Origin of the sequence: Nannocystis pusilla, from assembly GCF_026626665.1 — a bacterium.
GTDB classification, from domain to species: Bacteria; Myxococcota_A; Polyangia; order Nannocystales; family Nannocystaceae; genus Nannocystis; species Nannocystis pusilla.
The window spans coordinates 7,329,218-7,351,476 of the sequence record NZ_JAPNKE010000002.1 but is presented as its reverse complement, the minus strand read 5'-3'; the positions used below and the strand labels follow the sequence as shown (position 1 = coordinate 7,351,476).

Below are 22,259 nucleotides of genomic sequence, written 5' to 3'. Positions count from 1 at the left end.
ACGTACGGGGCCTTAATGTAGGCAGTCAGGAGTAGAAAAGACATGAAGAACGATGCCTCAGAATTTCTCGCCGCGGTCGCTGCGTCGCCGAAGCTGCAGGGCGAGGTGAACGCCGCCAAGAACCCCCAGGAGCTGTTGAAGATCGCCGAGACGGCCGGATACACCCTGGAGAACCACGCCCTCTCCTCCGCCGTGCGGTCCGTCGCGGCGAAGGCGTTGGCGCCGCTGTCCCTGCCGCACTGGGCGGTCGACAGCATGTTCCTCGGCGAGTCCGTCTGCTGGTAACTTGAACGCCCATACCCCGTCCATCGTGTCGGTGTATGGGCACCTTCTCCTCGCCTCGAATATCCACCCCGAACCCCGACCTCGTTCGCCCGGAGATCGCAGCATGAAGCGTCGTGTCGCTCTCGTGGGGATGTATGGCGGCTACTTCGGCGAGCGGAACCCCGGCTGTTTTCTCATCCTCGAGGCGGCCCTCCGCGCGCTCGGCCGGCGGCTGCCCGACGCCTCGTTCGACATCTATTCGGAGGACGCGATCGGTCGCTTCCACGGGCTCCGCAGCGAGCTCGTGCACGGCCGCGAGCTGCGATACTTCTCCTCGCAGTGGGGCCAGACCCTGCTGGAGACCAGCCTCATGGGCTACGACGCGCTCGTCCTCGGCGGCGACATCATCCTCGCGCCGCCGCCGGCGCCGTCGGTGTTCCTCCTCGATTCGCCGGTCTTCCTCGAGTCGCCCGGTCCGCCGGTGTTCTACAACGCGGCGCACTCGGCCCTGTCCCGCGAAGAGATCGTCGACGGCTTCCACACCGAGCGCCTCCGCGGCCTGTGCGAGCGCGCAGACTACGTGGGCGTGCGCACCGAGTACGTCCGCGACGCGCTGCGGGAGCTCGGCTGCGCCGACAAGATCGCGTTCTGCCCCGACCCGACGCTCTCCCTGGACCTGACCGAGGTGCTCCGCGGGGTCGAAGTGCCCCGCTTGAAGCGCGAGAAGAAGATCCTCGGGCTCTCGGTCATGGCGCACTTCATCGAGGGCATCGTGGACGCGATCGCAGCGGACGCGACCCTTTTAAAAGACTACGACGTGTGGGTCTATCCGTACAGCCGCCAGTACAACCACATCGAGGGGGTGCTGCGGATCCAGCAAAAATACGGGGACCGTTTCCACTACATCGAGCGCTACCAGGACCCGCTGGCGACCTTCGCCTTGATGGCGCAGTTCGACGCCTCGATCAACGACACCTACCACGGGACGATCGCCGCGCTGCTCGCGGGGATCCCCTTCCTGGTGATCGATCGGGAGGACGCAGTCCGCTCGCGCAGCCGCAACCTCCTCCGGCTGTTCTCCTGGGAAGACCGCATCGTGACCGCGCGCCGGCACGGGCTCACCGATCCCGCGGACGACGCCCTGCTCCTGGGCGACGCGCTCGTCGAGCGCTGGCGCGGACCCCTGCAGCGCTTGCGCGAACGACCGCGCGGCGAGCCACCCGACCTCGGTCCGGTCCGCGCGATCATCCACGCTCACTTCGACCGGATCGCGCACGGCATCGCCGCGTCGTCCAGTCTCACGAATACGACCGCACGAACATGGGCTCGGCCCGCTTGAGAGGTCCCTCCGCCGTCCGTCCTCGAGCGTGAATCGTCGCTTTGGCGAATCGAAGTCGGCCCGTCGTGCTCCGGGTCGATGTCGTCATTGGTTCAGCGCAACGCCGGCAGCGGGCGCGGCTGTCTCGGAATGGTGATTGTGGCAAAGAAGCCCCTGTGGAGGGTGCGGCGGCGCTGAAAATGCGCGGGTAGACGCGGCTGACTCCGGCGGATCGCGCCGGCGATCGCGCCCGCGCTCGCGCGTATGCACGTGCTGATTCGTGTGTCCGGCCCGCCGTCCGGCGTCTCCGAGAGCCCCCATTGTCGAACGTCGTTCGTATGATTGACAGTTGCGATACGATTGCAGCAAGATTCATAGAGTAGGGCGCATGTGTCGCTCTACGTCCCTGAAACCAAGGATGAAAACGATGAGCGAGAGCATCTTCAACAAGGCTGCGGGCTCCAAGGACCTGCACAACAAGCTGCGCAACGCCAAGAACAGCGACGAGCTGCTCAAGCACGCGCAGGACGCCGGCCTGGGCGACGACGAGAACACCCTGGCCGCCAACGCGCGGTCGATCGCCACGGCAGAACTGCGCAAGCATGGTCTGCCCGAGTGGGCCATCCGCAGCCTGTTCCTCGGCGAGCCCGTCTGCTGGTAGCAGCGGGGTCCGTCCCAGGACCATGATCCTCGCTGAATAGCGAGGAACGAGCGGCGGAGCCTCTTCGCCGCTCCCTTTGGACTTATCAGGGCACTCGCGGTACGCTGACGCGATGTACGCCGCGAAGCGGACGATTTCAGTTCAGCCGGAGCGCGCGCGCCTGCGGGCCCACGTCGAGGCGGTCGCGGAGCCTCGGTGCCCCCGCGCCAACCCGAAGGGGCACGCCCGCGTCAAGCAGCGGCTGCTCGAGCGGATGTCGGCGATCAGCGGGGCGCTGCGGATCGAGCCGTTCCTGCGCGGTCGGGTCGTCCACGAGAACCTCGTCGTCGAGCTTCCGGGCGACGGTGACGACGGCGAGCGCGAGCTGGTGGTCGTCGGGGCCCACTACGACTCGGTCCCCGATTCGCCCGGCGCCGACGACAACGGCTCGGCCCTGGCGGCGCTGCTGGAGATCGGTCGTTGCCTGGCGCCGCTGCCCCGGCGCCACGATCTGCGCCTGGTCGCCTTCGATCTCGAGGAGGTCGGGTTCTGCGGCAGCCGCCATCACGCGGCCCAGTGCAAGTGGGCCCGGCAGCCGATCCGCCTGATGATGTCGCTCGAGATGGTGGGCTACTGCAGCCACGCTCCCGGCAGCCAGCAGTACCCCGGCAACCTCGGCAAGGTGCTGCCTGATCGCGGCGACTTCATCGGGCTTCTCTACAACCTCCGCGGCCTGCGCTCGACCTACACCCTCGCGCGCGGGCTGCGAGCGGCGGAGGCGCGGACGTTCACCCTGCCGACCGGCTTCAAAGGTGAGTGGATCCCGACGTCGTGCCGCAGCGATCACGTGCCGTTCTGGGAGCTCGGATATCCGGCCGTGCTGGTCACCGACACCGCCGGTCTGCGCAATCCGCATTATCACGAGCCGTCGGATCTGCCCGACACCCTCGACTACGAATTCCTCGAGACGGTCAGCCGCGGCCTGGTGACCGGCATCGGGCGCCTGGTCGGCGCGCGGGCGAAGTGAGTCGTCGCGGTTCGGCTCAGGCGATGGAGTCGACCGCGTCACCCTCGGGCGAGAGGGGTCCGCGGTACAGGCAGCCGAGCACGATAAACTCGCAGTCGCCGTGGACCATGATGAGGGACAGCCGGAACGGCACGTGCGGCCACGGCTCGGGCACCTGAAACGACTGCGCCGGCTCGCCCGTCGCGGCGGCCGGCCAGTCCCAGTGGAGGGTCTCGCGCGTGAAGAAGCGTTCGATGGTGACGCGGGCGAGCCACTCCGATCGAGGCGGCGATCCGTGCAGGTGCATCCAGCCGTCGGGCGTGACCGACATCGACAGGGTGTGATCGAGCGGCATGTCCTGCACCGAACCGCAGCTCGGGCACACCGTCTCGCGCCGCGGCACGGCTCCGGCGATCCGCAGGACGAACGCCCGCGCCACGGTCCGCCGGCCGCACACGGAGCACGGCGTCTTCTCGGGCAGGGCCTCGATGCTGTCGACGAACCGGCCCCAGTTCTTGGACAGCATCGTGTCCTGGCTCGTCAGCCAGTCGAGCATGTCATGGCGAAAGCGATCGACGAGCGCGGCGTCGTGACGTCGGCCCTCGACGAGCATCGCCTCGTACTCGGCGGCGCTCGCGGTGACCCTGGCGGCGACGTCGGGGCGACCTTCGCTGGCGTGGCCGCGGAGGATCATCAGCCGCAGCAGGGCGAGCCCCGCGAAGCAGCGTGGCGACGGTGTCGGGGGTTTTGGAAGGCTTGCACGCCCGCGAGCGGATCGGGCACGTCGAGGGGCTCGAGGCGGACGCCGGGGTCGCCGATCAGGCACAGCTTGTGGTAGTTGCCGCGGGCCTCGGGTGACGACAGGTGGCGCGCCAGCGCCTCGCCGAGCGGCAGGCCGCGCGCGACGTCGTGGAACAGGCGGGCGGTGAGCGGGAGGCGCTGGATGTTGATCTCCCAGCTCGTCACCAGCGCGCCGACGGTGAAGCTCTCGAGCAACCGGCGCGACAGGGCGTAGGCGGGCGAGTACATGTGCTGCGACGGATAGAGGCCCCAGCACACGCAATAGACGAGGACGTGGGCCTTGACGGCGCGCGGGTGGAGCAGGGTTTCGGTGCCGAGCACCTCGGACATCGGCCGGCTGCAGCGCTGGCAATAGCCCGTGACCACGCAGCTGGGCGCCGGCTGGACGTCGAGGTCGGCGCCCTCCATGGGGCAGAGCACGAGGCCGTCGCGCAGGTAGGCGTCGATGCCGTCGGAGTGGCTGTAGAGCGTGAGCAGGCCGGCGTTGCTCGCCAGGGCCCGGCGAAACTCCGCGGGCGTGGCCTGGGCGCCGACGATCGAGAACTCGGGCGCCATGTGGGCGCCGAACTCGATGTTGGTGTTGATGTCGACGCGGCGGTATTCGAAATGCCGGTGGCTGCAGTGGAGCGCGGCGGCCCGCGTCAACACCTGCAGCGAGAGGTCGGCGTCGTCGTAGCTGAAGATCAGGCCGGGCGCGGAGGTCAGCGGGTAGCGATCGTAGAGCTGGTCGAGCAGCCGCTCGTCGACGAAGGCGTAGGTGGTGACGACGACGGCGGCCTCGGGGAATGCGGCGAGTCGCTCGAGGTCCTCGGCGAATTCGCAGGCGCGGCCGGTCAGGTGGGCGTAGAGCCGGGCGTGCTCGAATGCGCCGACGCCGAGGCCGACGACGAGCTCCGGTCCGCTCAATACCGCCTCGTCGGCGCGGTCGACGAACGCGACGGTGCCGCCGAGGGTCGAGACCATCCGCTCCAGGCTGTCCCGCTCTCTCGCGCTGCGCACGGGCCATACGGGCCGGCCGTCCATTTGGTAGAAGCGAGCGCTCGGCGCCTCGATCGCGAGGATCACGTCATTGCCAGGCCCTGTCATCGTGAAACGGTTTTACCACGAATGGAGGGTCCCGAGGTTTGCGCGAGCCGTCGCGGTCGCGGGGCGACTGCCGACACATTCGCGTCGGTGCGCGGACGCGCCGGGGACCGCGTTCAGGGCGGTCCGTGCGCGAGAGAGTCGCGGTTGCGGAGGTCGCTTCCGCGCCGGGCACGAGGTCGGTTACGCTGCGCGGGTGCGCGGCGGGCCCTGGGCGAGACTGTTCGAGCGCGAGCCGGCGCTGTTCGCCGCCGGCCTGCGCGGGGCGACGATCGCGGCGGCGCTGTGGCTGTCGCTCGAGGTCGACCTGCGCTGGACCTCGCTGCCCAAGGACGCGACGGTGTCGGCGGCGGGGCTGGTGGTGCCGACGGCGTGGTGGTCGTCGCCGGCGCTGCTGTGGCTGGGGCGCGCGCTGCTGTGGGGTGGGGCGGCGACATGGCTCATCGGACATGCGCGAACGGTCAGGCTGATCGCGGCCTGGGCGACCGCGCTGGGGATGCTGACCCTCGGCTCGCTGTACTGGGAGGACCTGCCGTGGTTCCGCCACAAGTTCGTGCCGCCGCTGTGGCTGCTGGTGGTGCTGGTCGCCCACGAGCACGCGCGCGCGGAGCCGGGGCAGGCGCCGCGGTGGGTCCGCGAGGGGGCGGTGTTCGTGCTGGCGTGCTTCTACGCCGGCGCCGGCTTGAACAAGGTGCTGACGTCCGGGTGGCGCTGGGCCGACGGGACCGCGCTGCAGCTGTGGCTGTGGCGCCTCGGCGATTCCGACAGCCTGGTGCGGGCGTGGGCGATCGGCGACGCGCGGGTGGCCGCGGCGCTGGCGACCGCGGCGCTGGCGATCGAGCTGGCCGCCGTCCTGCTGGTGCCGCTGCCGCGCCTCCAGCCCTGGCTGGCGGCCGGGCTGGTGGCGCTGCACGTGGGCATCGACCAGGTGCTGCACATCGACTTCCGGCCGATGATCTTGCTGGTCGTCGTCGTGCTGCTGCCGTGGCCGGAGTGGTGGCAGCGGCGAAGGGCGCGCGGGTGATCCATCACGGTTCGGCGGCGGAGCGGCGGAGCGAGCGAATGTCCCTCGGGACATGTCGTCGTCGAGCGAGCGCGGTCGTCGGCGAATGTCCATCTGACCTTCGGGTCATGTCATGATGGATCGGTCGGCAGGAGTTGGTCGCGGGTGCTCGCGTAGGTGGGCTCGTCGACCTGCTCGAGGTGCTCGACGATGCGCGCGCGGGGCTGGCCGTCGGGGCTGACGAACAGCTTGTCGGTGTCGAGGCTGCGGGCGCCGAGGCGGCCGCTGCCCTGCAGCTTGCCGGAGCCGTCGCTCATGGCGATGTCGTAGGTCCACGCGGTCCAGGCCCACTCGGGGCCGGTGAAGCGGACCGTGCCGCTGAAGCTGCCGGCGCGGTCGGTGGTCGTGAACACCGCGGTGTCGCCGGGACGGCGCCGCAGCTCGGTGAAGAACTGCTCGCCGGGGTGGACGACGAGCTCCTCGATGCGGTCCTGCGCGGGATCGACGGTGCGGCGCACGGCGATGGTCTTCGGCGGGCCGTAGGGCTGCGCGCCGTCGGGCGACGTGGTGGCGGTGGTGCCGACGTAGTATGTTGCGGCGACGGCGGGAGGCGGGGTCGATTGTTCGGGGTGCTTGCAGGCGAACGCGGCGACGGCCAACGCGACGAACGCGGCCCTGTGGACGTACTCGGACGGCATGGACGACTCCTCGATGACGCGACGCGGGCCGCGGCGCGAGGGTTGTATCGCCCGTCGACGGCGCGACCCCTACCGGTCCTGGGAATGACGGGAGGCGCAGGATGAGCCGGGCGTACGCGGTCGGACCGGAGGCGCGCGCGGCCCTGGCGGTGCTGCTGCTCGAGCTGCAGGACGCACCCGACGAGCCGTGGACGGTCGAGGCGATGGCGGGGCGCGTCGGCTACGATCCGTCGCACTTCGCCCGCGCGTTCCAGACGGTGGTCGGGCAGCCGCCGCTGCGCTGGCTGCGGACGCTGCGGCTCGAGCGGGCGGCGCACGAGCTGGCGTCCGCCCCGGGCAAGGCGCTGGAGGTCGTGGCGGAGGAGGCCGGGTACGCGTCGCACGAGGCGTTCCGCCGCGCCTTCGTGCGCGCGTTCGGGGTGCCGCCGAGCGCGATGCGTGGCCGCCCGCGCGGGCCGAGAGGGGCCGCTCCGCGGCCGCAGGGGCCCTGCGAGGGCGGCCGGAGGGGCTCCTGGAGTCGCCGGAGATCGTGCGCTTCGGACCGCTGTCCTCGGCGGTGAGCGTGGTGGCGGCGCGGTTCGACGACGCGGCGATCGCCGCGGCGTGGCGCCGGCTCTACACCGTCGAGCCGCCCGCGTCGACGTGGGAGCTGGCGGCCGCGTCACCGCCGTGGGGTTTCTTTTCAAAAAAACAAGACGCAGGGCTGCCGCGCGAGTACCGGTGCATCCGCCTCGGGTACGGCGAAAAGGCCCCGCCAGGGTTCTCGCCGTGGCGCATGCAGGCCGGCTGGTCCGCCCGCTTCCGCTACGAGGGGGCGATGGCGGGGATCCACGCGCTCATGACGTGGATCTTCCGCGACTGGCTGCCGGGCTCGGCGCTGCGCTGGCGCTTCGCGCCGGTGGTGACGCTGTTCGACCCAGCGGTGTGGCACGCGTCGCGGTTCGAACGCTCGCGCTGCGTGGTGCACGTGCCGGTGCAGCGCCTCGGCGGGCTCGGCAATGCGATGACATGACCTTTCAGTCATGCCATGATTGAGGGCGAATCCGCGCTCGCGGGCGAGACGAGGAGAACATCGGATTGTGGCGCTGCGAGGCTCTACCGAGCTCGTCGGGCGATCCCCCGCGATGCTCGCGGATCGCCTGGGGATTCTCGCCTTGTCCCGCGCGCTCTCACGGGTTAAATCCGTGCGACCCCATGACGACCCCCGACGAGTTCACCTTCCGGAAGGCTGTCTTCTACTTCCGCACCTTCGATCGCTGGCCCGGCGGCAACGCCGACATGATCACCATCAAGGTGGTCCTGCGGCTCGCGCCCGGCGCGGCGCCCGAGCTCGCGGCCCAGTTCTACCGCTGCTTCGACGGGCGCCACCTGTGGTACCCGACGCGCCGCGTCGAGGTCGATGCCGGCGATGCGCTCGCGGAGTTCGTCGCGGTGACGCGCTCCCTCGCCGCGCGCGGCAGCTCGATCGTGGCGGCGCACGTGCTCGACCCCGCCGAGGACGAGTGGGACTGCGACTGGGCCGACTCCGAGGTCTATCTCCATGCGACCGACGACGCCCCCGAGACGGCGGACGGGGCCCTCTTGCAGCTCGTGCGTCGGGCCTCGAAGGCCGTGGCGTCCCCGCCGGACGCCGAGCTGGAGCGGGCGTTCGAGCTGGCGCGGCAGCTTACCGGCGTCGGTCGCGTGTTCCAGTTCGGCAACACGGAGGACGCGTTGTCCGCGGCCTACTGGGGCCCGGACGGGCCGCCGGAGCAGGAGCTCGAGTACGCGGCGGAGGCGGTTCCGTGGTACCTGCCGCCCGAGACCGACGCGGTGTTCCTCGAGCTGCAGGCCGCGCGGGCGCAGGCCGAGTCGCAGGCGGCGGCGAGAGTCGCGGAGGCGAGGGCCCGGAGACGTTGCTGGTGTACCGCCTCGACGAGGTGCCCGAGTTTTTGACCCGCGATCTGCCGCCCGATTCGAGCGTGCGGCGGTGCCTGTTCTTCACCGCGCGCGACGACAGTCCGGCCATCGACGCGATGCTCGCGGCGATCCCCGAAGACGAGCACGCCGACGTCGACGCGGCGATGCAGATCGCCCACCAGGTGACGGCGATCGCGGCGCGGTCCGAGGCGTTCGCAAATACGCTGCGACCCGACGAGGTGCCGCGCGGCGGGGCGCTCATCGGGGGCACCTACGTCAACGGGTTCCACGGTGGGGACGCCGAGGCGGTCGAGCGCTGGATCGAGGCGCAGGGCCTCAGGCGCGTGCCGCTGCGGAGCTTCCTCGATCAGCTCATCCTGCTGCGCGCGCTGGACGAGGCGGGTGCGCCGCTCCAGCAGGTCGACAAGTTCGCCGGCGGACCGCCGGCGCTGACGGCGGACCCGGTCGATGACGACGGCCTCTACGTGTTCGAACGCGACCGCCGCCACGAGCGCTTCAAGCTGGCGCAGGTGAGCGAAGAAGAGGAGGTGCCGTGGCTCGAGCTGCGCGCGGAGGACCTGCCGCCGGGCGTGCTGCACACCGTGACCGTGCCTGCGGTGAGCGCGGAAGCGAAGACGGGGGCGCAGGCGGAGGACGAGCAGCCGGCGGAGGAGGAGACCGAGGCGGCTGCGGAGGAGGAGACGGCGGCGGCTGCGGAGGAGGAGACCGAGACGGCTGTGGAGGAGGAGACGGCTGTGGAGGAGGAGACGGCGGCTGCGGAGGAGACGGCGTCCAGAAATACGCCTGCGAAGAAGGCGGCGAAGCGAGCGGCGGCGAAGAAGTCGACGTCGAAGCGAGCTGCGGCGAAGAAGACGGCCGGGAAGAAGACGGCGGCGAAGAAGTCGGCGGCGAAGCGAGCTGCGTCGAAGAAGTCGGCGGCGAAGAAGACTGCGAAGGCCGGGAAGAAGTCGGCGGCGAAGAAGACGGCGGCCACGAAGTCGGCGTCGAAGAAGTCGGCGGCGAAGAAGACGGCGGCGAAGAAGACGGCGGCGAAGAAGTCGGCGGCGAAGAAGACTGCGAAGGCCGGGAAGAAGACGGCGGCGAAGAAGACGGCGGCGAAGAAGACGGCGGCGAAGAAGACTGCGAAGGCCGGGAAGAAGACGGCGGCGAAGAAGACGGCGGCGAAGAAGACGGCGGCGAAGAAGACCGTGAAGGCGGCGAAGAAGCCGGCGGCGAAGAAGTCGCCGTCGAAGAAGGGGCGGTCCGCGAAGTCGAAGTAGATCGTTTCGCCCGAGCGCCGCACGGGACGACGCCTCGGCGTGCCCGTCGCGGCCCATCTCACGCGAGACGGAGAGCACGTTGCGACAGCGATTCACGACCCTCGTCGAAGAGCTTCGCTCCACGCCCGAGATCGACCTCGAGGACATACATGAGATAGTCCGAGCGCTGGGAGCGGCCGATCGTGGAGACATGTCCATCGGGACATGTCTCCTCTCATTCCGATAGACGCCGTCAGGCCGCGCGGACCTGGGCGAGGGCCGTGAGCAGGTGGTCGCGGTCGATCGGCTTGCCGACGTAGGCGGAGGCGCCGAGGACCAGGGCGCGGGCCTGTTCGTCGAGCAGCGAGGCGACGATCACCGGGACGCTGCGCAGGCCGATGTCGCTGCGCAGCTGGACCAGGGCGTTCCAGGCGTCGTCGTCGGGGACGGCGATGCCGAGCACGATCGCCTGCGGGCGCACGGACTTGGCCAGCGACAGGCCCTGCGAGGCGCTGGTGCAGCTTATCACGGGGACGTGCTCGCCCTGCAGGCCGCGCTGGACCTGCTCGAGGGTGGCGGGGTCGTCGTCGATGACGAGGACGGGGCCCTGCGGCGGGGCGGTGGCGTCGGGCGGCGGGGCGGCGACGTCGAGCTCGGTGGGCACGGTGATGGTGAAGGTCGAGCCCTCGCCGGGGACGCTGGTGGCGGTGATGTCGCCGCCCATGAGGCGGCAGAACTCGCGGGCGATCGACAGGCCGAGGCCGGCGCCGCCGTAGCGGCGGGTGGTCGAGGCGTCGGCCTGCGTGAACTCTTGAAACAGGCGCGGCAGGGCCTCGGCGGCGATGCCGATGCCGGAGTCGGCGACCGCGATCTCCATCCAGTCGCGCTCGTCCTGCGTCATGCGCCGCACGCCGACGCGGATGGTGCCGCGCTCGGTGAACTTGATGGCGTTGCCGATCAGGTTGAAGAGCACCTGGCGCAGCTTCAGCATGTCGGTGACCATGAAGCCGACTTCGCGGGGGATCCGCAGCTCGATGCGGTTGCCCCGCTGCTGCGCCAGGGTCTCGAGCGCCGAGGTGACGCCCTGGACCAGCGCGCGGCAGCTGAAGCGCTCGGGCCACACCTCCATGCGCCCGGCCTCGATCTTGGTCAGGTCGAGGATGCTGCTGATGAGCTCGAGCAGGTGCACGCCGGCGATGCCGATCCGCTTGAGGTCGCCGACGCTCTCGTGGTCGCCGCGCGCCTCGGCCTCCTCGAGCAGCAGGTCGCTGTAGCCGATGATGGCGTTGAGCGGGGTCCGCAGCTCGTGGCTCATGTTGGCGAGGAAGCGGCTCTTGGCGATGCTGGCCGCCTCGGCGGCCTCTTTTTGGCGCAGCAAGATCTCGGCCTGGCGACGCTCGGTGACGTCGCGCAGCGTGACGCACAGGCCGACGAAGCCGCGCACCGGCAGCTGCAGCGGGGTGACGGTGATGTCGAGCCAGCGGTCGCCCCACGCCAGCTCGGCGGCGAAGCGGTCGCGGGTCGCGGCGGGGCTCTGCAGGTGCTCGGCCAGCGGGCCCGAGCCGGAGCCGTGGGCGGTGAGCAGCGGCCGCAGCGGGCGCCCGCGCAGCGCCTCCTCGCTGAGGATGACGCCGTGGGCCGAGCGGAAGCGCATGATCTCGAAGAAGGCGGCGTTGGAGTCGACGATCCGGCCCTCCGGGTCGAGCACGACCACGCCCTCGGTGCTGCGCTTGACGATGTGGGCCCACCGCTCCTGCGCCGAGTAGAGCTGGTAGACGAGGTTGCCGTCGGCGGTCAGCGGCTCGACGCGGGCCAGCCACTGGCGGTCGCGCGGGACCATCTGCATGCGCGAGAGCACCTCCTGGCCGCCGATCTGCAGCGTGATGAGGAGGTCGAGGCCGGCCTCGTCGGCGCGGCTCAGGGCCTGGTAGAAGAGGCGCTGGCCCTTGCGGTCGCGCGGCGAGAACAGCTCGTCGAGGCCCTGGCCGACCAGGGTGCCGCTGGCGCAGCCGAGGCGGGCGCACAGCTGCGGGTCGACGGCGACGATCCGCAGCTCGGCGTCGAGCTCGAGCTCGTGGGCCCAGGAGGTCGCGCCGGCGCGGTCGCTCGTCATTCGTGGTACCCCAGCAGCGCGTGCAGCTCGGCGACGTCGTCGGCGGTGCACTCGCGGCGCCGCAGGACGGTGATGGGGTTGCCGAGCACGGTGCTGCGCAAGGTGAACCGCGGGGCGGCGATCTCCATGGTGCGAAAGCTCGGGTTGTGACGCGGCTCGCCCCAGCGAGCGGCCAGCCTCTGCCAGGTCGGGATCACCGCGTCACGCTCGAGGAAGTACTTGTAGGTCTCCGGATGCACGCACGCGGGGACCTTCTCGCGGTGCATGCGGCGGCTACTCCACCTGCTCGACGGCGAAGTTGCACGAGGGCTCGCCGCAGCTGACGCAGCGCTCCTCGCGGGCGTTGAAGGTGCCGTAGCGCTCCTCGACGGTGCCCTCGCCGTAGACGAGCTCCATGACGCCGGCGGCGACGCCGGTGAGCATGGCGCACTGCGGGGTGGCGGCCAGGCCGCGGTACTCGCGGTAGCCGACGGCCTCGTAGCCGTAGCGCGACTCGAGCGCGAGCGAGCGCGGGGTGTGGGCGGTGACGTGCCAGTCGCCCCAGCCGAGGGCGTTGCTGATGGCGATGATGGCGTGCAGGGCGTCGGACCGGTCGCGCACCATGGGGGCGATGAGGCCGTCCCACTCGGGCGAGTGCATGATGCCGCGGAAGGTGTTCATGCCGCAGTGCTCGGCGTCGGAGATCAGCAGGCGGATGGCGGCCTTGTCGCGGCCGAGCGCGCGCATGGCCTCGACGAAGCCGATGCAGATCCGGTTGTAGAAGTCGGCCGGCATGTTGGCCAGATACACGCTGAAGGCGGGGATGAGGCCCGCCTCGTCGCCGACCATCGGCATGCCGACGACGGCGTCGATGATCGCCTGCTCGTCGACGTGCGGCGAGCGCAGCCAGTGGGCGCCGGGCTCGCGCGGGGCCGGGATCGCCAAGTCCTTGCGGTTCGGGGCCACCGGCGGGCGCTCGCCGCGGTCGACCTCGAAGCGGCAGCGCTCGGCGCCGCGGGCCATGCACTCGACCTCGCGCACGCGCACCGCGGCGCCGGTGACGGCGTGCACGGCGCCCTGCACGTAGCCCTCGGTGAAGCTGCACACGTTCTCGCCGCTCTCGCCGAGGCCGGCGAGCCAGCCCTCGACGAAGTGCGACGAGTCGGCGGTGACCACGTCGGCGCCGATCTGCGACAGGTCGATGCGGCCGAAGCCGAGGTGGCGGTAGAGCTGCTCGGCCACGGCCCAGCGCTGCGCCTCGTCGTCTTCGGGGCGCAGCGCCCGCGCGAGTTGGTCGGCGAACACGGTCTCGGCGGCGCCGACGATCAGGCCCTTGCCGTCGATGCCGCGCGCGCCCTCGAGGGTCCGCTGCAGCCGCGCGTTGTAGTGATGACAGTGGATGATGACGTCGTGCCCGGCGATCCGCCGGCGATACGTCGTCGGCTCGTACTGCATGGCCAGCCGTGAAGCCAGGTCGCTGTCGATCGCCATTGTCATCCTCCTCGCGCGGCGCGCGGGGAGCATCATACTCCTCCGGACATCGCCGCCGCGACTCCACACGTGAGGGTGCGCCGCGCGCGAGCAGGCTGAGGCGCAGCCGCGCGCATCACAGCGCCAGAGTGACGACGCCGGTGATCACCAGCGCGGCGGCCCACAAGACGTCGAGGTTGAACCACGCCTTGCGCAGGATGGCCAGGCCGACCTTCTCGTAGACCACGACCGCCACGAGGCCCATCACCAGCAAGTAGCCGAGCGTGTGCAGCGCCGTGGCGAGCAGGCCGAGCAAGGGCGTCGAGGCGCCCAGCTCCGCGAGGTGCTGGGCGTGCCCGGCATGGCCGCCGGCGGCGTCGACCGCGTGCTGCGCGTGATGGCCCGCGTGATGCATGTGCTCGGGCATGGAAGCGTGGTCGACAGCCGCGCCGTCGCGCCAGCCGAGCAGCACCGGGGCGAGCATCAGGCCGGCGCCGTGGGCGGTGGCCATCAGGAAGCTCCACCAGGTCAGGTCGAGCCAGTTGACGCGCATGCCGACCCACCGCGGGTGACGGCAGCGCACCAGCTTGTAGAGGCCGAAGCCGGTGAGGCCGAGGCCGACCGGCCAGCGCACCCAGGCGTCGGGCAGGGCGTCCTTGAGGACGCCGATGACGAGCAGGACGACCGCGATCGACAGCGCGTGGCCGAGAGCGATCGGCAGCAGCGCGCGCAGGACCGCCACCCGCCGCTGTTCCTGCAGGCCGAGGGCCACGGCGAACAGCCAGCCCATGCCGGGGTTGATGCCGTGAAAGGCGCCGAGGCCCAGGAGGGCCAGCCATGCCTGCGCGTCGCTCATGGGTAGCAGTATGAGTCGGAGGAGGCGTCACCGCCCTGCAGGCGGATCTGGTGGCCGCGCAGGCCGGGCTCGAATTGCAGGAAGAACCTCGGGTCGAGGGTCATGCCCTTGCCGTCCGCCGGCACGTCGAGCTTGACCATCCAGCCGTCGAAGCCGCCGGGGTAGAATTGCTCGTCCCACGGGGCGTACAGCGACTGGTGAAGTAGACCCGGCGACCGTCGCGGCTGATCTCGACCATCTGCGGGCCGCCGCCGAGCTTCACGTCGGGCTGGTTCGGGTGGGCGGTCTGGCGGACGATGCCGCCGAGGTGGACGCTGCCGGTCTTCTTGGGGTTGTGCGGGTCGGAGACGTCGTACTGGATGAACTCGCCGGTGCCCCAGCACGAGACGTAGAGGGTCTTGTCGTCGAGCGAGAGGTTGATGTCGGTGATCAGCGGGGGCACCGCGCCGAAGCCCTTGAGGAGCGGCGGCAGCAGGGCGGGGTCGGCCGGCTCGGCGGGGATCTCGATGACCTTCTTGATCTGCCACTTGCCGCCCTCGAGGAACCACAGCCAGATCGAGGCCGAGAGGTCCTTGAGCGAGACGACGACGCTGGCGAAGCCCCACGGGCGGGTCGGGTTGTGGGCCGGGCGCAGCTCCAACACCATCTGATACTCGGGGCCGAGCTCGAGCCGCTCGAGGTGCTTGCGCCGGCGCAGGTCCCACACGTGCAGGGAATTGCCGTACTTGCCGCCGAGCAGCAGCTCGGGGACGAGACCGTTCCGCACCATGTTCGGCGTGCCCCACTCGCTCGAGATCAGGGTGTCGTGGCCGAGGTGCCACCAGAAGTCGTAGTGGAGCACCTGCGGGCCGCGATCGATCTCCCAGCGGCCGCGGATGTCGAACGTCTCGTGGTCGAGCATGAAGATGCCGCCCGGGCCGCCGCCGTCGGGCGCACCGAGGGCGCTGACGTAGATGCCCTCCGGGCCGCAGTGGGTCGTGTGCGGGCTGGCGTAGCCGGTCTTGCGGAACAGCTCGTCGGGCTCGATGGTGCGGACGATCTGCGGCCGCTTCGGGTCGGGCTGGGTGTCGAGGATGTAGATCCGCGACGAGTTGATGCCGGGGACCACGAGGTAGCGGCGCTCGACGTGCGGGTGCGGGGCGTACGGGCACAGGCACGCGCTGCAGGCGTTCCAGCCGAAGTGGTGCAGCTCGTCGCCGATGTTCGGCATGTCGAGCTGGCCGACCAGCTGGGCGAAGCTCTTCGAGGCCGGGTCGACGTCGACCACGCCCATCGCGTCCGGCCGCTTGGCCCCGGTCGGGTCGAGCAGCACCACGTACGCGAGCTGCTCCGGCGGGGCCTGCATCGCCATCGTCGGCGACGGATAAAAGGTCGGGTCGGGACGAAAGCGAGCGGCCATGTGTCCGGCAGCCTGCCCCGCGCGGCCAGGCCGCGTCAAGGGCCGCCAGGCCGGTGCGGCGGCGGACTATTCATAGGACCGCGAGGACAGATTCATTTCGCGCATCCGGCCGCGGGCGACTGCCGCGATTCGTCGCGCGGGCGTCGGCGCCGGCGGACCGGGTCGCGACGCAGGCGTGCAGGCAACACCTGTGCCCACATTGCTGCCACCTTGGTTACGCGGGATCGCGGCCCGAAGAACAGGACGCGAATCGGCAGCCGCCGCCGCGCCGAAATGTCTGGCGAGACGTGCCCGATGTGTCAGCGCCGCGCCACGCGGCTGCCGGCGGTCGGGCCCGACGCACTGTCGTCGTCGCGGCCGGCGCGGCTCAGGCCGCTGCCTGCGTGCGCCCGGCGAGGACCACCGCGGCGCGGGTCCTGGAGCCGGGGAGCGATCCGCCGGCGATCGCGAGCGGGGTCGCGGCGATCGCCGCCGCGGCGTCCCGCCCTCCGGGAGCTCCGAGCCGAGCCGCGCGGCGGACCGCGCGAGCTCGGGCCCGTCCGCGCCGATCTCGGCGAGCATGTCGTCAAGGACATGTTCGATGGGTCAGAAGCGATCGGTCATGCGACATCGAGCGCCGGGGGCGGGCCGTCGAGGACATGCGCCAGCGAGCAGGCGCGCGCGCAGGTGCGAGCCCGGCCTCGGCCCCGTCCGTGTCGAATCCGGCGCCGGACGCGACCCGAGTGTCGAACAGGACATGTTCCATCGAGCATGGCCGATCGGACACGGCCCGGGAGGCGTCTCCGTGGACGTCGACGAGCGGGAGGTCCATCGAACATGCCCGATCGGACATGACGCGAAGACATCTCAGTGGACGCCGGCGAGCGGGAGGCGGACGGTGACGGTGGTGCCGGCGCCGGCGGAGCTGGCGAGGTCGATCGTGCCGCCGAGGAGCTCGGTGAGGTGCTTGGCGATGGTGAGGCCGAGGCCGGTGCCGCCGAGGCGGCGGGGGTCGACGGGGCCGACCTGCGAGAACGGCAGGAACACCGCGGCCGACTCCGCGGCGCCGAGGCCCTTGCCGGTGTCGCGGACCTCGAACACGAGCGCGGGCGGGTCGGCGCGGCGGTCGGGGCGGACGACGAGGTCGATGGTGCCGGCGGCGGTGAACTTGCTGGCGCTGGCGAGCAGGTTCACCAGGATCTGCCGCAGCTTGGCGGCGTCGGTGTGCAGCTCGGGCAGGTCGGGGTCGATGTCGACGCGGACCACGTTGGCGCGGCGGACCGCCAGCGGCTCGGCGGTGACGAGGGCGAGCCGGCAGACCTCGGCGGCGGCGACCGGGCCGAGGTGGAGGTCCATGCGCCCGGCCTCGATCTTGCTGAGGTCGAGGACGTTGCCGATCAGGTCGCACAGCATGCGCGCCGAGAGATAGATGCGGCCGAGCGTCTCGCCGAGGTCGGGGTCGCGCTGGGCGGCGCGGTCGGCCAGCAGGTACTCGCAGTAGCCGACGATGGCGCTCAGCGGGGCGCGCAGCTCGTGGCTCATGCTGGCGACGAAGCTGCTCTTGGCCCGGCTGAGCTCGACGGCGTGGTCGCGGTCGACCTCGAGGTCGACGAGGTGCTCGGCGGTCTGCAGGGCCTGACGCGCGAGGGCGGCGAACCGGCGGGCGCGGATGACCCGGTCGGGGGTGAAGAAGCCGCGCCGGCGGTGGAGACAGACCAGCATCGCCTGCGAGTGCAGCGCGTGCAGCGGGACGTGCAGCGCGGAGGCGTACTCCTCGCGCAGGGCCGGCTCGACCTGCTGCCACTCGGGGTTGTCGGCGAGGTCGAGCAAGGCGGCGGGCCGGCCGGCGAGCACGCGGTCGGTGAAGGCCCCGCCCGGCCAGGCGATGAGGCGCAGCCGCGGGTCGGTGGCCGCGACGATCTGCGGCGAGACCTCGGGCGCGAAGCCGACGATGAACGCGGCGTCGAACTCGAGCACGTCGCCGAGCACGCGCAGCACCTCGGCGAACAGCGGCAGGGCGTCGCGGGCCTCGCCGAGCACCTCGAGGCCCTCGAGCAGGCGCTCGGTGTGGGTGACGGCGATGCGCTCGCGCTCGCCGGTGTCGGTCAGCTCGACGCGCAGCGCGGCGACCTCGGCCTCGGCGGCGAGGCGCGCCTGCTCGGCCTCGGCGAGCCGCTGCTCGAGCTCGCGGACGCGATCCTCGAGGTTGATGTCGCGGTCAGCCATGGCGGGAGACGACGGCGGAGATCATGAGGTTGTCGAAGCGGCCGGGAGTCGAGCTCGCGCGCGACGTCGAGTGCGTACGGGTCGCAAGCTCCATCCGCGCCGATTGTAGCGGCAACGATGCGGCCCGGCGCGCCGCGGGCGACGCGCGTGCGGCGATAGCGACCCGCTGCGGAGGACCGGTCCGGCGCGACGGGTGTGGCTCCGGACGGCGAGCTCAGCGAGCCTGCGGGGTCCCACGTGCGCTCGGGCCCGACGGCGCGCGCGCGCTCGGGCCTCGGGGTCAGGGTGCGACGAGCAGGCCGTCTGCGACTGCGGGTGTGCGGGCACGTCGGTGAGGTGCGGACCGCCGCCGAGGGTGAACGGGATCTCGAGGACGGGCCCGGGCGGGGCGCCCTCGTTGGAGTTGTCCTCGGTGAACTCGACCACCAGCTCGTAGTCCCCGGGCGGGACCGGCTGGCCGAGGCGATCCTTGAGGTCCCAGGCGAGGTCGGTGGTGCGGTGCGAGCCGCGGGTGGCCGAGGTCATGGCGTCGGCGTTGTCGCCGTCGGACAGCGAGCGCCAGCGGATCAAGTGCTGCTCGCGGACCTCGGCCCACACCGCCAGGGTGCGCACCAGGCCGTCGCTGCCCTGGATCCACGCGGCGCCGACGTGCTCGTCGGCGTACTCGCCCCCGTAGCTGCGCGTGCGCACCTGGGCGGTCAAGGTGTCGGCTGGCTCATGGGACATGTCCCAAACGTCCAGCTGGAGATCGAAGCCGAGACCGGCGGCGCCCGACTGGAAGCGACGGACCTCTACCGCGACCACGTTGTCGCCGGCGAGCAGGCTGGCGTGCGGGGCGGCGACCCGGATGTAGCGCAGCGGCTCGTTGCCCGCGAGGTCGGTCTGGGCCCGGGTGTCGGCGGCGAGCGGGTCGGGCGGGAGGTTGGAGCGCAGCAGCGGGGCGCCGTTGAGCCACACCGCGACGCCGTCGCCGCGGCGCAGGTAGGCGCGCAGGAGGATGTCGTCGGCGGCGGCGGGGACGGTGAAGGTGTGGCGCAGGCGCAGGCCGAGCGGGGCGGTGGCGGGGTCGAGCGGGGTGGCGTCGCCGGGGCCGTCGCCGAACGGGGCCTGTCCTTCGGACCAGGTGGAATCGTCGAAGCCGGGGACCTTCCAGTCGCCGTCGACGGCGGTCTGCAACGGCTGCCAGCGCCAGGGGGCCTTGGCGGGGACGAGGGCGCCGGGGATCGGGCCGCCGCCGGTGTCGCTGTCGCCGGTGGCACCGCTCGGGTCGGCGGTGGTCGGCAGCGGCGGCGGGAGGCCGGGTCCGCCGGAGGTCAGCGAGTCGTCGCCGCCTCCCGTCGTGTACGCGGTGGTCGAGCCGGTGCCGTCGGCGCTGGTCGGCGGGTACTCGAAGCGGGCGCCGCCTTCGGGGGCGCAGGCGAGGACGAGGGCGAAGGCGGCGAGGCTGCGGCGAGGCATGGCGTCTTTCAGTTGCATCCGCAACCTCCGCCGCCGCCGCCGAGGCCGCCGGCCGAGCCTTCGCGGTAGTCGAGGGCGTGCTCGGGGCCGGCGGACAGGTCGGCGTCGCCGTTCAGCTGCATGTCGGGCTGGGCCAGGCGGCCGCGCTCGTAGGGCTGGACGCGGGCGCAACCTGTCCCGAGAGACAGCACCCCGAGCAGCGCGGCGGCGCGGCGGCGTCGGCGGGTCAGCAGCAGCAGGGCCCACCACGGCGGGGCGCCGGCGGCCGCGTTGCAGCCCGACTCGGCGGCGGGCGGGCCGACCGGGAACTCCCACGCGGCCGCGCCGTCGCCGGCGGGCGTGCCGTCGTCGTCGGCCGCGACCGCGGCCATGTAGATCGCGCCGGGCAGGTGCTCGTCGGGGGCGGTCCACTGCACGCGCAGGCGGTGCGAGCCGCACACGTTGACCGCGACGGCCTGGCGCGGGTCGCCCTCGGGGAACTCGATCCACTCGGCCGCGCGCCCGCCGGGGCAGCGCTCGTCGTCCTGCAGGACGTCGGGCGGCGGCAGGCGCAGGGTGCCGAGCGGGGCGCCGGACGGATCGGTGGCCTCCAGCACGATCCCGAACACGTCCTCGGGCCAGGTCACCTCGAACAGGTACGTCGCGCCAGTTTTATAAGGGCCGCCCGGGCCGCCGCGGATCTCCGGGCTCGGGATCGGGCCGCCCGTGTGGCAGACCGCGCAGGTGAAGCCGTCGCCCGGGCTGCCGCTGAAGATCCGCCCGCCCGCGCCGCCGTGGCGCGCGGGGTCTGCCGTGTACAGCGCGGGCGAGGAGTAGGCGGCGGCGGCGGCGGGGGCGAGGGCGACGAGCGCGGCGAGCAGCGAGACGGGGCGGATCATCGGGTCACCTGCGCGGTGTCGAGGGGTGGTCGAAGGGGCATGCTCTTGAGGGCATGTCGGATGGGATATGCCGCTTGAAACATGCTCTGAAAGGCATGTGCATGGGGACATGTCTGGATGGTCATGGCGCGGGGGCCTCCGTGCCCTCGGCCCAGGCGGTGAGGACAGCCAGGCCGGGGGCGTCCGGGTCCTCGTAGACGTTGCGGCCGTGCTCGTCGCGGCCCTCGTGGGCGGCGCGGGGGCCCGGCTTGTGCAGCAGCGGCGGCGGTTCGTCGCCCTCGGCGAGCAGCCAGGCGCGGGCGCGGTCGTAGGCGAGGTCGACCTCGGCGCGGGTCGGGGCGTCGAGCGGCGACTCGGGCTCGCCGAGGCGGGTGCGGCCGGGGCCGGGGACGAACAGCGGGCGGCGCGGGTCGCCGTGGCAGGCGGGGAAGCTGCAGTCGCGCAGCAGCACCGGGTAGACCTCGGCGCCGAAGCGGGCCCGGTCAGGCGCGGGCACCACCCGCACCGGGTCGTCGCAGCCGACGGCGAGCAGCATGACTGCGGCGGCGACGGCGGCGCGCGGGCGGCCGACGAGGGCGAGTACACCTGTCACGAGGGGCATGTATAAGAGGGCAGGTCGGCCGAGGAACGCGTAGCCGGCCGCGGCCAGCAAGGTGCCGGCGAGGAAGCCCCAGGTCTCGCGGGCGAACACGCGGGCGGTCGCGGCCCCGCCGGCGACCGCGGCGGCGAAGTAGGTGCCGGAGGCGAGCCCGGCGGCCGCCACGGCGGGCGCGAACCACCACGGGCTGGCGGCGACGAAGTCGACCCGGCCGAGCGACAGCGCCGCGGCGGCGTAGGCGACGAGCCCGAGGCCGAGCGCGCGCGGCAGGTCGCGGGCCGGCGCGCGCGACCACAGGCCGAGCGCCGAGCCGGCCAGCCAGGCGGTCAGCACCAGCGCGTAGGTGGTGTGCGCTGCCGACAGGGCGCGCGACAGGGTGAGCAGCAGCCCGGCCTGCAGCAGCCCGAGGTGGACGCCGACGAGGAAGGCGGAGGGCAAGGCGCGCGGCATGACGATCACGAGAGCGACGGGGAGAGCGTGCGCAGGCCGGCCGCGGCGAAGGCGGGGAAAGGAGGCGTGGCGGCAGGGCGGGGCATGAGGGTCACGGGAGTGATGGAGCGGAGAGCGGGACGAGCGTGCGCAGGCCGGCCGCGGCGAAGGCGGGGAAAGGAGGCGTGGCGGCAGGGCGAGGCGTGAGCAGATCGGGAGTGATCGGGCGGCGCTCGTGACGAGCGTGCGCAGGCCGGCCGCGGCGGCGAGAGAATGTGGCGAGGGCGCGGGGCATATTCGTCAGAGGTAGCGCTCGTGCAGGCGTTCGGCGCCGCGGCGGAGCACGAGGTCGAGGTCGTCGAGGGTCAAGGGGATGGCGCCGGCGATCCGGGCGTCGAGCTCGGGGCCGGCGAGGACGAGGAGGCGGCGCTCGCCGGCGACCGCGGTCGCTCGCAGGGCCTCGGCGGTGAAGGGCAGAGCGTCGGCGGCGTAGGCGAAGGCGCGCTCGGCTGTCTCGCTGTCGGCGACCATCACCTCGGAAAACTCGGCGCGCAGCGACGCGACCAGCCGCGCCGGCGTGCGCGTCGGAGCGCCGAGCGGGCCGCTGAGCTGGATCGCCAGGACCCCGCCGGGGTTCAGGCGCGCGCGGCACAGGGCGTAGAATTCGCGGGTATGGAGATAGGCCTCGCCGAGCGTCAGCGGCGACGGCACGTCGACCGCGATCAGGTCGAAGCGGCGCTCGGTGGCCGCCAACATTGCTTGCCGTCGGCCAGCACCAGTCGCCAATTGGCCAGGCGGGCCAGCGGCTCGCCGGGGGTGAAGAAGCGGGCGCCGGCGTCGACCACGGCGGCGTCGAGCTCGACCGTGGTCAAATGATCGGACATGGCCGAAAGTTCAGGCACC

Annotated in this window: 22 protein-coding genes and 1 pseudogene; 9 read left to right on the top strand and 14 right to left on the bottom strand. The window is 72.0% G+C overall.

Annotation, left to right across the window (positions count from 1 at the left end; all coding sequences use genetic code 11):
* Positions 1 to 42 precede the first annotated feature (42 nt).
* From OV079_RS32400 to OV079_RS32385, 4 genes are all read left to right on the top strand, one after another.
* The gene (locus tag OV079_RS32400; RefSeq protein WP_267773037.1) at positions 43 to 285 is read left to right on the top strand and encodes a Nif11-like leader peptide family natural product precursor; all 243 of its coding nucleotides are present in this window, start codon (positions 43 to 45) and stop codon (positions 283 to 285) included.
* A 103-nt stretch (positions 286 to 388) separates the two neighbouring features.
* The gene (locus OV079_RS32395; RefSeq protein ID WP_267773036.1) at positions 389 to 1,603 is read left to right on the top strand and encodes a polysaccharide pyruvyl transferase family protein; all 1,215 of its coding nucleotides are present in this window, start codon (positions 389 to 391) and stop codon (positions 1,601 to 1,603) included.
* 406 nt (positions 1,604 to 2,009) lie between these two features.
* Positions 2,010 to 2,243 carry a hypothetical protein gene (locus tag OV079_RS32390; RefSeq protein ID WP_267773035.1) on the top strand — a complete coding sequence of 78 codons (234 nt, stop codon included), beginning with the start codon at positions 2,010 to 2,012 and terminating at the stop codon, positions 2,241 to 2,243.
* A gap of 112 nt (positions 2,244 to 2,355) precedes the next feature.
* On the top strand, positions 2,356 to 3,249 hold the full coding sequence (locus OV079_RS32385; RefSeq protein WP_267773034.1) for a M28 family peptidase: 894 nt from the start codon (positions 2,356 to 2,358) through the stop codon (positions 3,247 to 3,249).
* Positions 3,250 to 3,265: 16 nt separating this feature from the next.
* On the opposite strand, the gene OV079_RS32380 is transcribed toward OV079_RS32385, so the two are convergent.
* Complete coding sequence (locus OV079_RS32380) at positions 3,266 to 3,922, bottom strand: hypothetical protein (protein WP_267773032.1); 657 nt, start codon at positions 3,920 to 3,922, stop codon at positions 3,266 to 3,268.
* Positions 3,922 to 4,992 carry a hypothetical protein gene (locus tag OV079_RS32375; protein WP_267773031.1) on the bottom strand — a complete coding sequence of 357 codons (1,071 nt, stop codon included), beginning with the start codon at positions 4,990 to 4,992 and terminating at the stop codon, positions 3,922 to 3,924. The genes OV079_RS32380 and OV079_RS32375 overlap by 1 nt, the downstream gene beginning before the upstream one ends.
* A gap of 316 nt (positions 4,993 to 5,308) precedes the next feature.
* Between OV079_RS32375 and OV079_RS32370 the strand changes: the two genes are divergently transcribed.
* Positions 5,309 to 6,136: a hypothetical protein gene (locus OV079_RS32370; protein WP_267773030.1), complete on the top strand. Its 828-nt coding sequence runs from the start codon at positions 5,309 to 5,311 to the stop codon at positions 6,134 to 6,136.
* Positions 6,137 to 6,246: 110 nt separating this feature from the next.
* On the opposite strand, the gene OV079_RS32365 is transcribed toward OV079_RS32370, so the two are convergent.
* Entirely contained in the window at positions 6,247 to 6,813 is a 567-nt protein-coding gene (locus OV079_RS32365) for a hypothetical protein (RefSeq protein WP_267773027.1), read from the bottom strand.
* A 101-nt stretch (positions 6,814 to 6,914) separates the two neighbouring features.
* Between OV079_RS32365 and OV079_RS32360 the strand changes: the two genes are divergently transcribed.
* The 4 genes from OV079_RS32360 to OV079_RS32345 all read left to right on the top strand — a co-directional run bounded on the left by OV079_RS32360 (position 6,915) and on the right by OV079_RS32345 (position 9,992).
* Complete coding sequence (locus OV079_RS32360; protein WP_267773025.1) at positions 6,915 to 7,373, top strand: helix-turn-helix domain-containing protein; 459 nt, start codon at positions 6,915 to 6,917, stop codon at positions 7,371 to 7,373.
* Complete coding sequence (locus OV079_RS32355; protein WP_267773023.1) at positions 7,343 to 7,825, top strand: GyrI-like domain-containing protein; 483 nt, start codon at positions 7,343 to 7,345, stop codon at positions 7,823 to 7,825. Before OV079_RS32360 ends, OV079_RS32355 begins: the two co-directional genes overlap by 31 nt.
* A 182-nt stretch (positions 7,826 to 8,007) precedes the next feature.
* Positions 8,008 to 8,748, top strand: coding sequence for a hypothetical protein (locus tag OV079_RS32350; protein ID WP_267773021.1), 741 nt, complete (start codon positions 8,008 to 8,010; stop codon positions 8,746 to 8,748).
* On the top strand, positions 8,715 to 9,992 hold the full coding sequence (locus OV079_RS32345; RefSeq protein WP_267773019.1) for a hypothetical protein: 1,278 nt from the start codon (positions 8,715 to 8,717) through the stop codon (positions 9,990 to 9,992). Before OV079_RS32350 ends, OV079_RS32345 begins: the two co-directional genes overlap by 34 nt.
* A 232-nt stretch (positions 9,993 to 10,224) precedes the next feature.
* On the opposite strand, the gene OV079_RS32340 is transcribed toward OV079_RS32345, so the two are convergent.
* The 11 genes and pseudogenes from OV079_RS32340 to OV079_RS32290 all read right to left on the bottom strand — a co-directional run bounded on the left by OV079_RS32340 (position 10,225) and on the right by OV079_RS32290 (position 22,240).
* Positions 10,225 to 12,084, bottom strand: coding sequence for a PAS domain-containing hybrid sensor histidine kinase/response regulator (locus OV079_RS32340; RefSeq protein ID WP_267773016.1), 1,860 nt, complete (start codon positions 12,082 to 12,084; stop codon positions 10,225 to 10,227).
* Positions 12,081 to 12,350: a hypothetical protein gene (locus OV079_RS32335; RefSeq protein ID WP_267773014.1), complete on the bottom strand. Its 270-nt coding sequence runs from the start codon at positions 12,348 to 12,350 to the stop codon at positions 12,081 to 12,083. Before OV079_RS32335 ends, OV079_RS32340 begins: the two co-directional genes overlap by 4 nt.
* A gap of 7 nt (positions 12,351 to 12,357) precedes the next feature.
* Positions 12,358 to 13,554, bottom strand: coding sequence for a V4R domain-containing protein (locus OV079_RS32330; RefSeq protein WP_267773012.1), 1,197 nt, complete (start codon positions 13,552 to 13,554; stop codon positions 12,358 to 12,360).
* Positions 13,555 to 13,669: 115 nt separating this feature from the next.
* On the bottom strand, positions 13,670 to 14,389 hold the full coding sequence (locus OV079_RS32325; RefSeq protein ID WP_267773011.1) for a hypothetical protein: 720 nt from the start codon (positions 14,387 to 14,389) through the stop codon (positions 13,670 to 13,672).
* A pseudogene (locus tag OV079_RS32320) lies at positions 14,386 to 15,788 on the bottom strand (selenium-binding protein SBP56-related protein). Before OV079_RS32320 ends, OV079_RS32325 begins: the two are co-directional and overlap by 4 nt.
* Before the next feature lie 846 nt (positions 15,789 to 16,634).
* Positions 16,635 to 17,993 carry a sensor histidine kinase gene (locus OV079_RS32315; RefSeq protein WP_267773009.1) on the bottom strand — a complete coding sequence of 453 codons (1,359 nt, stop codon included), beginning with the start codon at positions 17,991 to 17,993 and terminating at the stop codon, positions 16,635 to 16,637.
* A 21-nt stretch (positions 17,994 to 18,014) separates the two neighbouring features.
* On the bottom strand, positions 18,015 to 19,451 hold the full coding sequence (locus OV079_RS32310; protein ID WP_267773008.1) for a DUF2271 domain-containing protein: 1,437 nt from the start codon (positions 19,449 to 19,451) through the stop codon (positions 18,015 to 18,017).
* Between the two features lie 8 nt (positions 19,452 to 19,459).
* Positions 19,460 to 20,329 (bottom strand): DUF4266 domain-containing protein, encoded by an 870-nt coding sequence (locus tag OV079_RS32305; protein ID WP_267773006.1) that lies wholly within the window; start codon positions 20,327 to 20,329, stop codon positions 19,460 to 19,462.
* A gap of 121 nt (positions 20,330 to 20,450) precedes the next feature.
* Positions 20,451 to 21,365, bottom strand: a complete 915-nt coding sequence (locus tag OV079_RS32300) for a hypothetical protein (RefSeq protein ID WP_267773002.1) — start codon at positions 21,363 to 21,365, stop codon at positions 20,451 to 20,453.
* A gap of 291 nt (positions 21,366 to 21,656) precedes the next feature.
* Entirely contained in the window at positions 21,657 to 22,112 is a 456-nt protein-coding gene (locus OV079_RS32295; protein ID WP_267773001.1) for a spermidine synthase, read from the bottom strand.
* Positions 22,079 to 22,240, bottom strand: a complete 162-nt coding sequence (locus OV079_RS32290; protein ID WP_267773000.1) for a polyamine aminopropyltransferase — start codon at positions 22,238 to 22,240, stop codon at positions 22,079 to 22,081. The genes OV079_RS32295 and OV079_RS32290 overlap by 34 nt, the downstream gene beginning before the upstream one ends.
* Positions 22,241 to 22,259 lie beyond the last annotated feature (19 nt).

Excerpts from the sequence above, each read along its gene's own strand:
- OV079_RS32400 (WP_267773037.1), top strand. The coding sequence starts at position 43 with ATGAAGAACGATGCCTCAGAATTTCTCGCCGCGGTCGCTGCGTCGCCG.
- OV079_RS32395 (WP_267773036.1), top strand. The coding sequence starts at position 389 with ATGAAGCGTCGTGTCGCTCTCGTGGGGATGTATGGCGGCTACTTCGGC.
- OV079_RS32390 (WP_267773035.1), top strand. The coding sequence starts at position 2,010 with ATGAGCGAGAGCATCTTCAACAAGGCTGCGGGCTCCAAGGACCTGCAC.
- OV079_RS32385 (WP_267773034.1), top strand. The coding sequence starts at position 2,356 with ATGTACGCCGCGAAGCGGACGATTTCAGTTCAGCCGGAGCGCGCGCGC.
- OV079_RS32380 (WP_267773032.1), bottom strand. The coding sequence starts at position 3,922 with ATGATCCTCCGCGGCCACGCCAGCGAAGGTCGCCCCGACGTCGCCGCC.
- OV079_RS32375 (WP_267773031.1), bottom strand. The coding sequence starts at position 4,992 with ATGGTCTCGACCCTCGGCGGCACCGTCGCGTTCGTCGACCGCGCCGAC.
- OV079_RS32365 (WP_267773027.1), bottom strand. The coding sequence starts at position 6,813 with ATGCCGTCCGAGTACGTCCACAGGGCCGCGTTCGTCGCGTTGGCCGTC.
- OV079_RS32360 (WP_267773025.1), top strand. The coding sequence starts at position 6,915 with ATGAGCCGGGCGTACGCGGTCGGACCGGAGGCGCGCGCGGCCCTGGCG.
- OV079_RS32350 (WP_267773021.1), top strand. The coding sequence starts at position 8,008 with ATGACGACCCCCGACGAGTTCACCTTCCGGAAGGCTGTCTTCTACTTC.
- OV079_RS32340 (WP_267773016.1), bottom strand. The coding sequence starts at position 12,084 with ATGACGAGCGACCGCGCCGGCGCGACCTCCTGGGCCCACGAGCTCGAG.
- OV079_RS32335 (WP_267773014.1), bottom strand. The coding sequence starts at position 12,350 with ATGCACCGCGAGAAGGTCCCCGCGTGCGTGCATCCGGAGACCTACAAG.
- OV079_RS32330 (WP_267773012.1), bottom strand. The coding sequence starts at position 13,554 with ATGGCGATCGACAGCGACCTGGCTTCACGGCTGGCCATGCAGTACGAG.
- OV079_RS32325 (WP_267773011.1), bottom strand. The coding sequence starts at position 14,389 with ATGAGCGACGCGCAGGCATGGCTGGCCCTCCTGGGCCTCGGCGCCTTT.
- OV079_RS32315 (WP_267773009.1), bottom strand. The coding sequence starts at position 17,993 with ATGGCTGACCGCGACATCAACCTCGAGGATCGCGTCCGCGAGCTCGAG.
- OV079_RS32310 (WP_267773008.1), bottom strand. The coding sequence starts at position 19,451 with ATGCCTCGCCGCAGCCTCGCCGCCTTCGCCCTCGTCCTCGCCTGCGCC.
- OV079_RS32305 (WP_267773006.1), bottom strand. The coding sequence starts at position 20,329 with ATGATCCGCCCCGTCTCGCTGCTCGCCGCGCTCGTCGCCCTCGCCCCC.
- OV079_RS32295 (WP_267773001.1), bottom strand. The coding sequence starts at position 22,112 with ATGTTGGCGGCCACCGAGCGCCGCTTCGACCTGATCGCGGTCGACGTG.
- OV079_RS32290 (WP_267773000.1), bottom strand. The coding sequence starts at position 22,240 with ATGTCCGATCATTTGACCACGGTCGAGCTCGACGCCGCCGTGGTCGAC.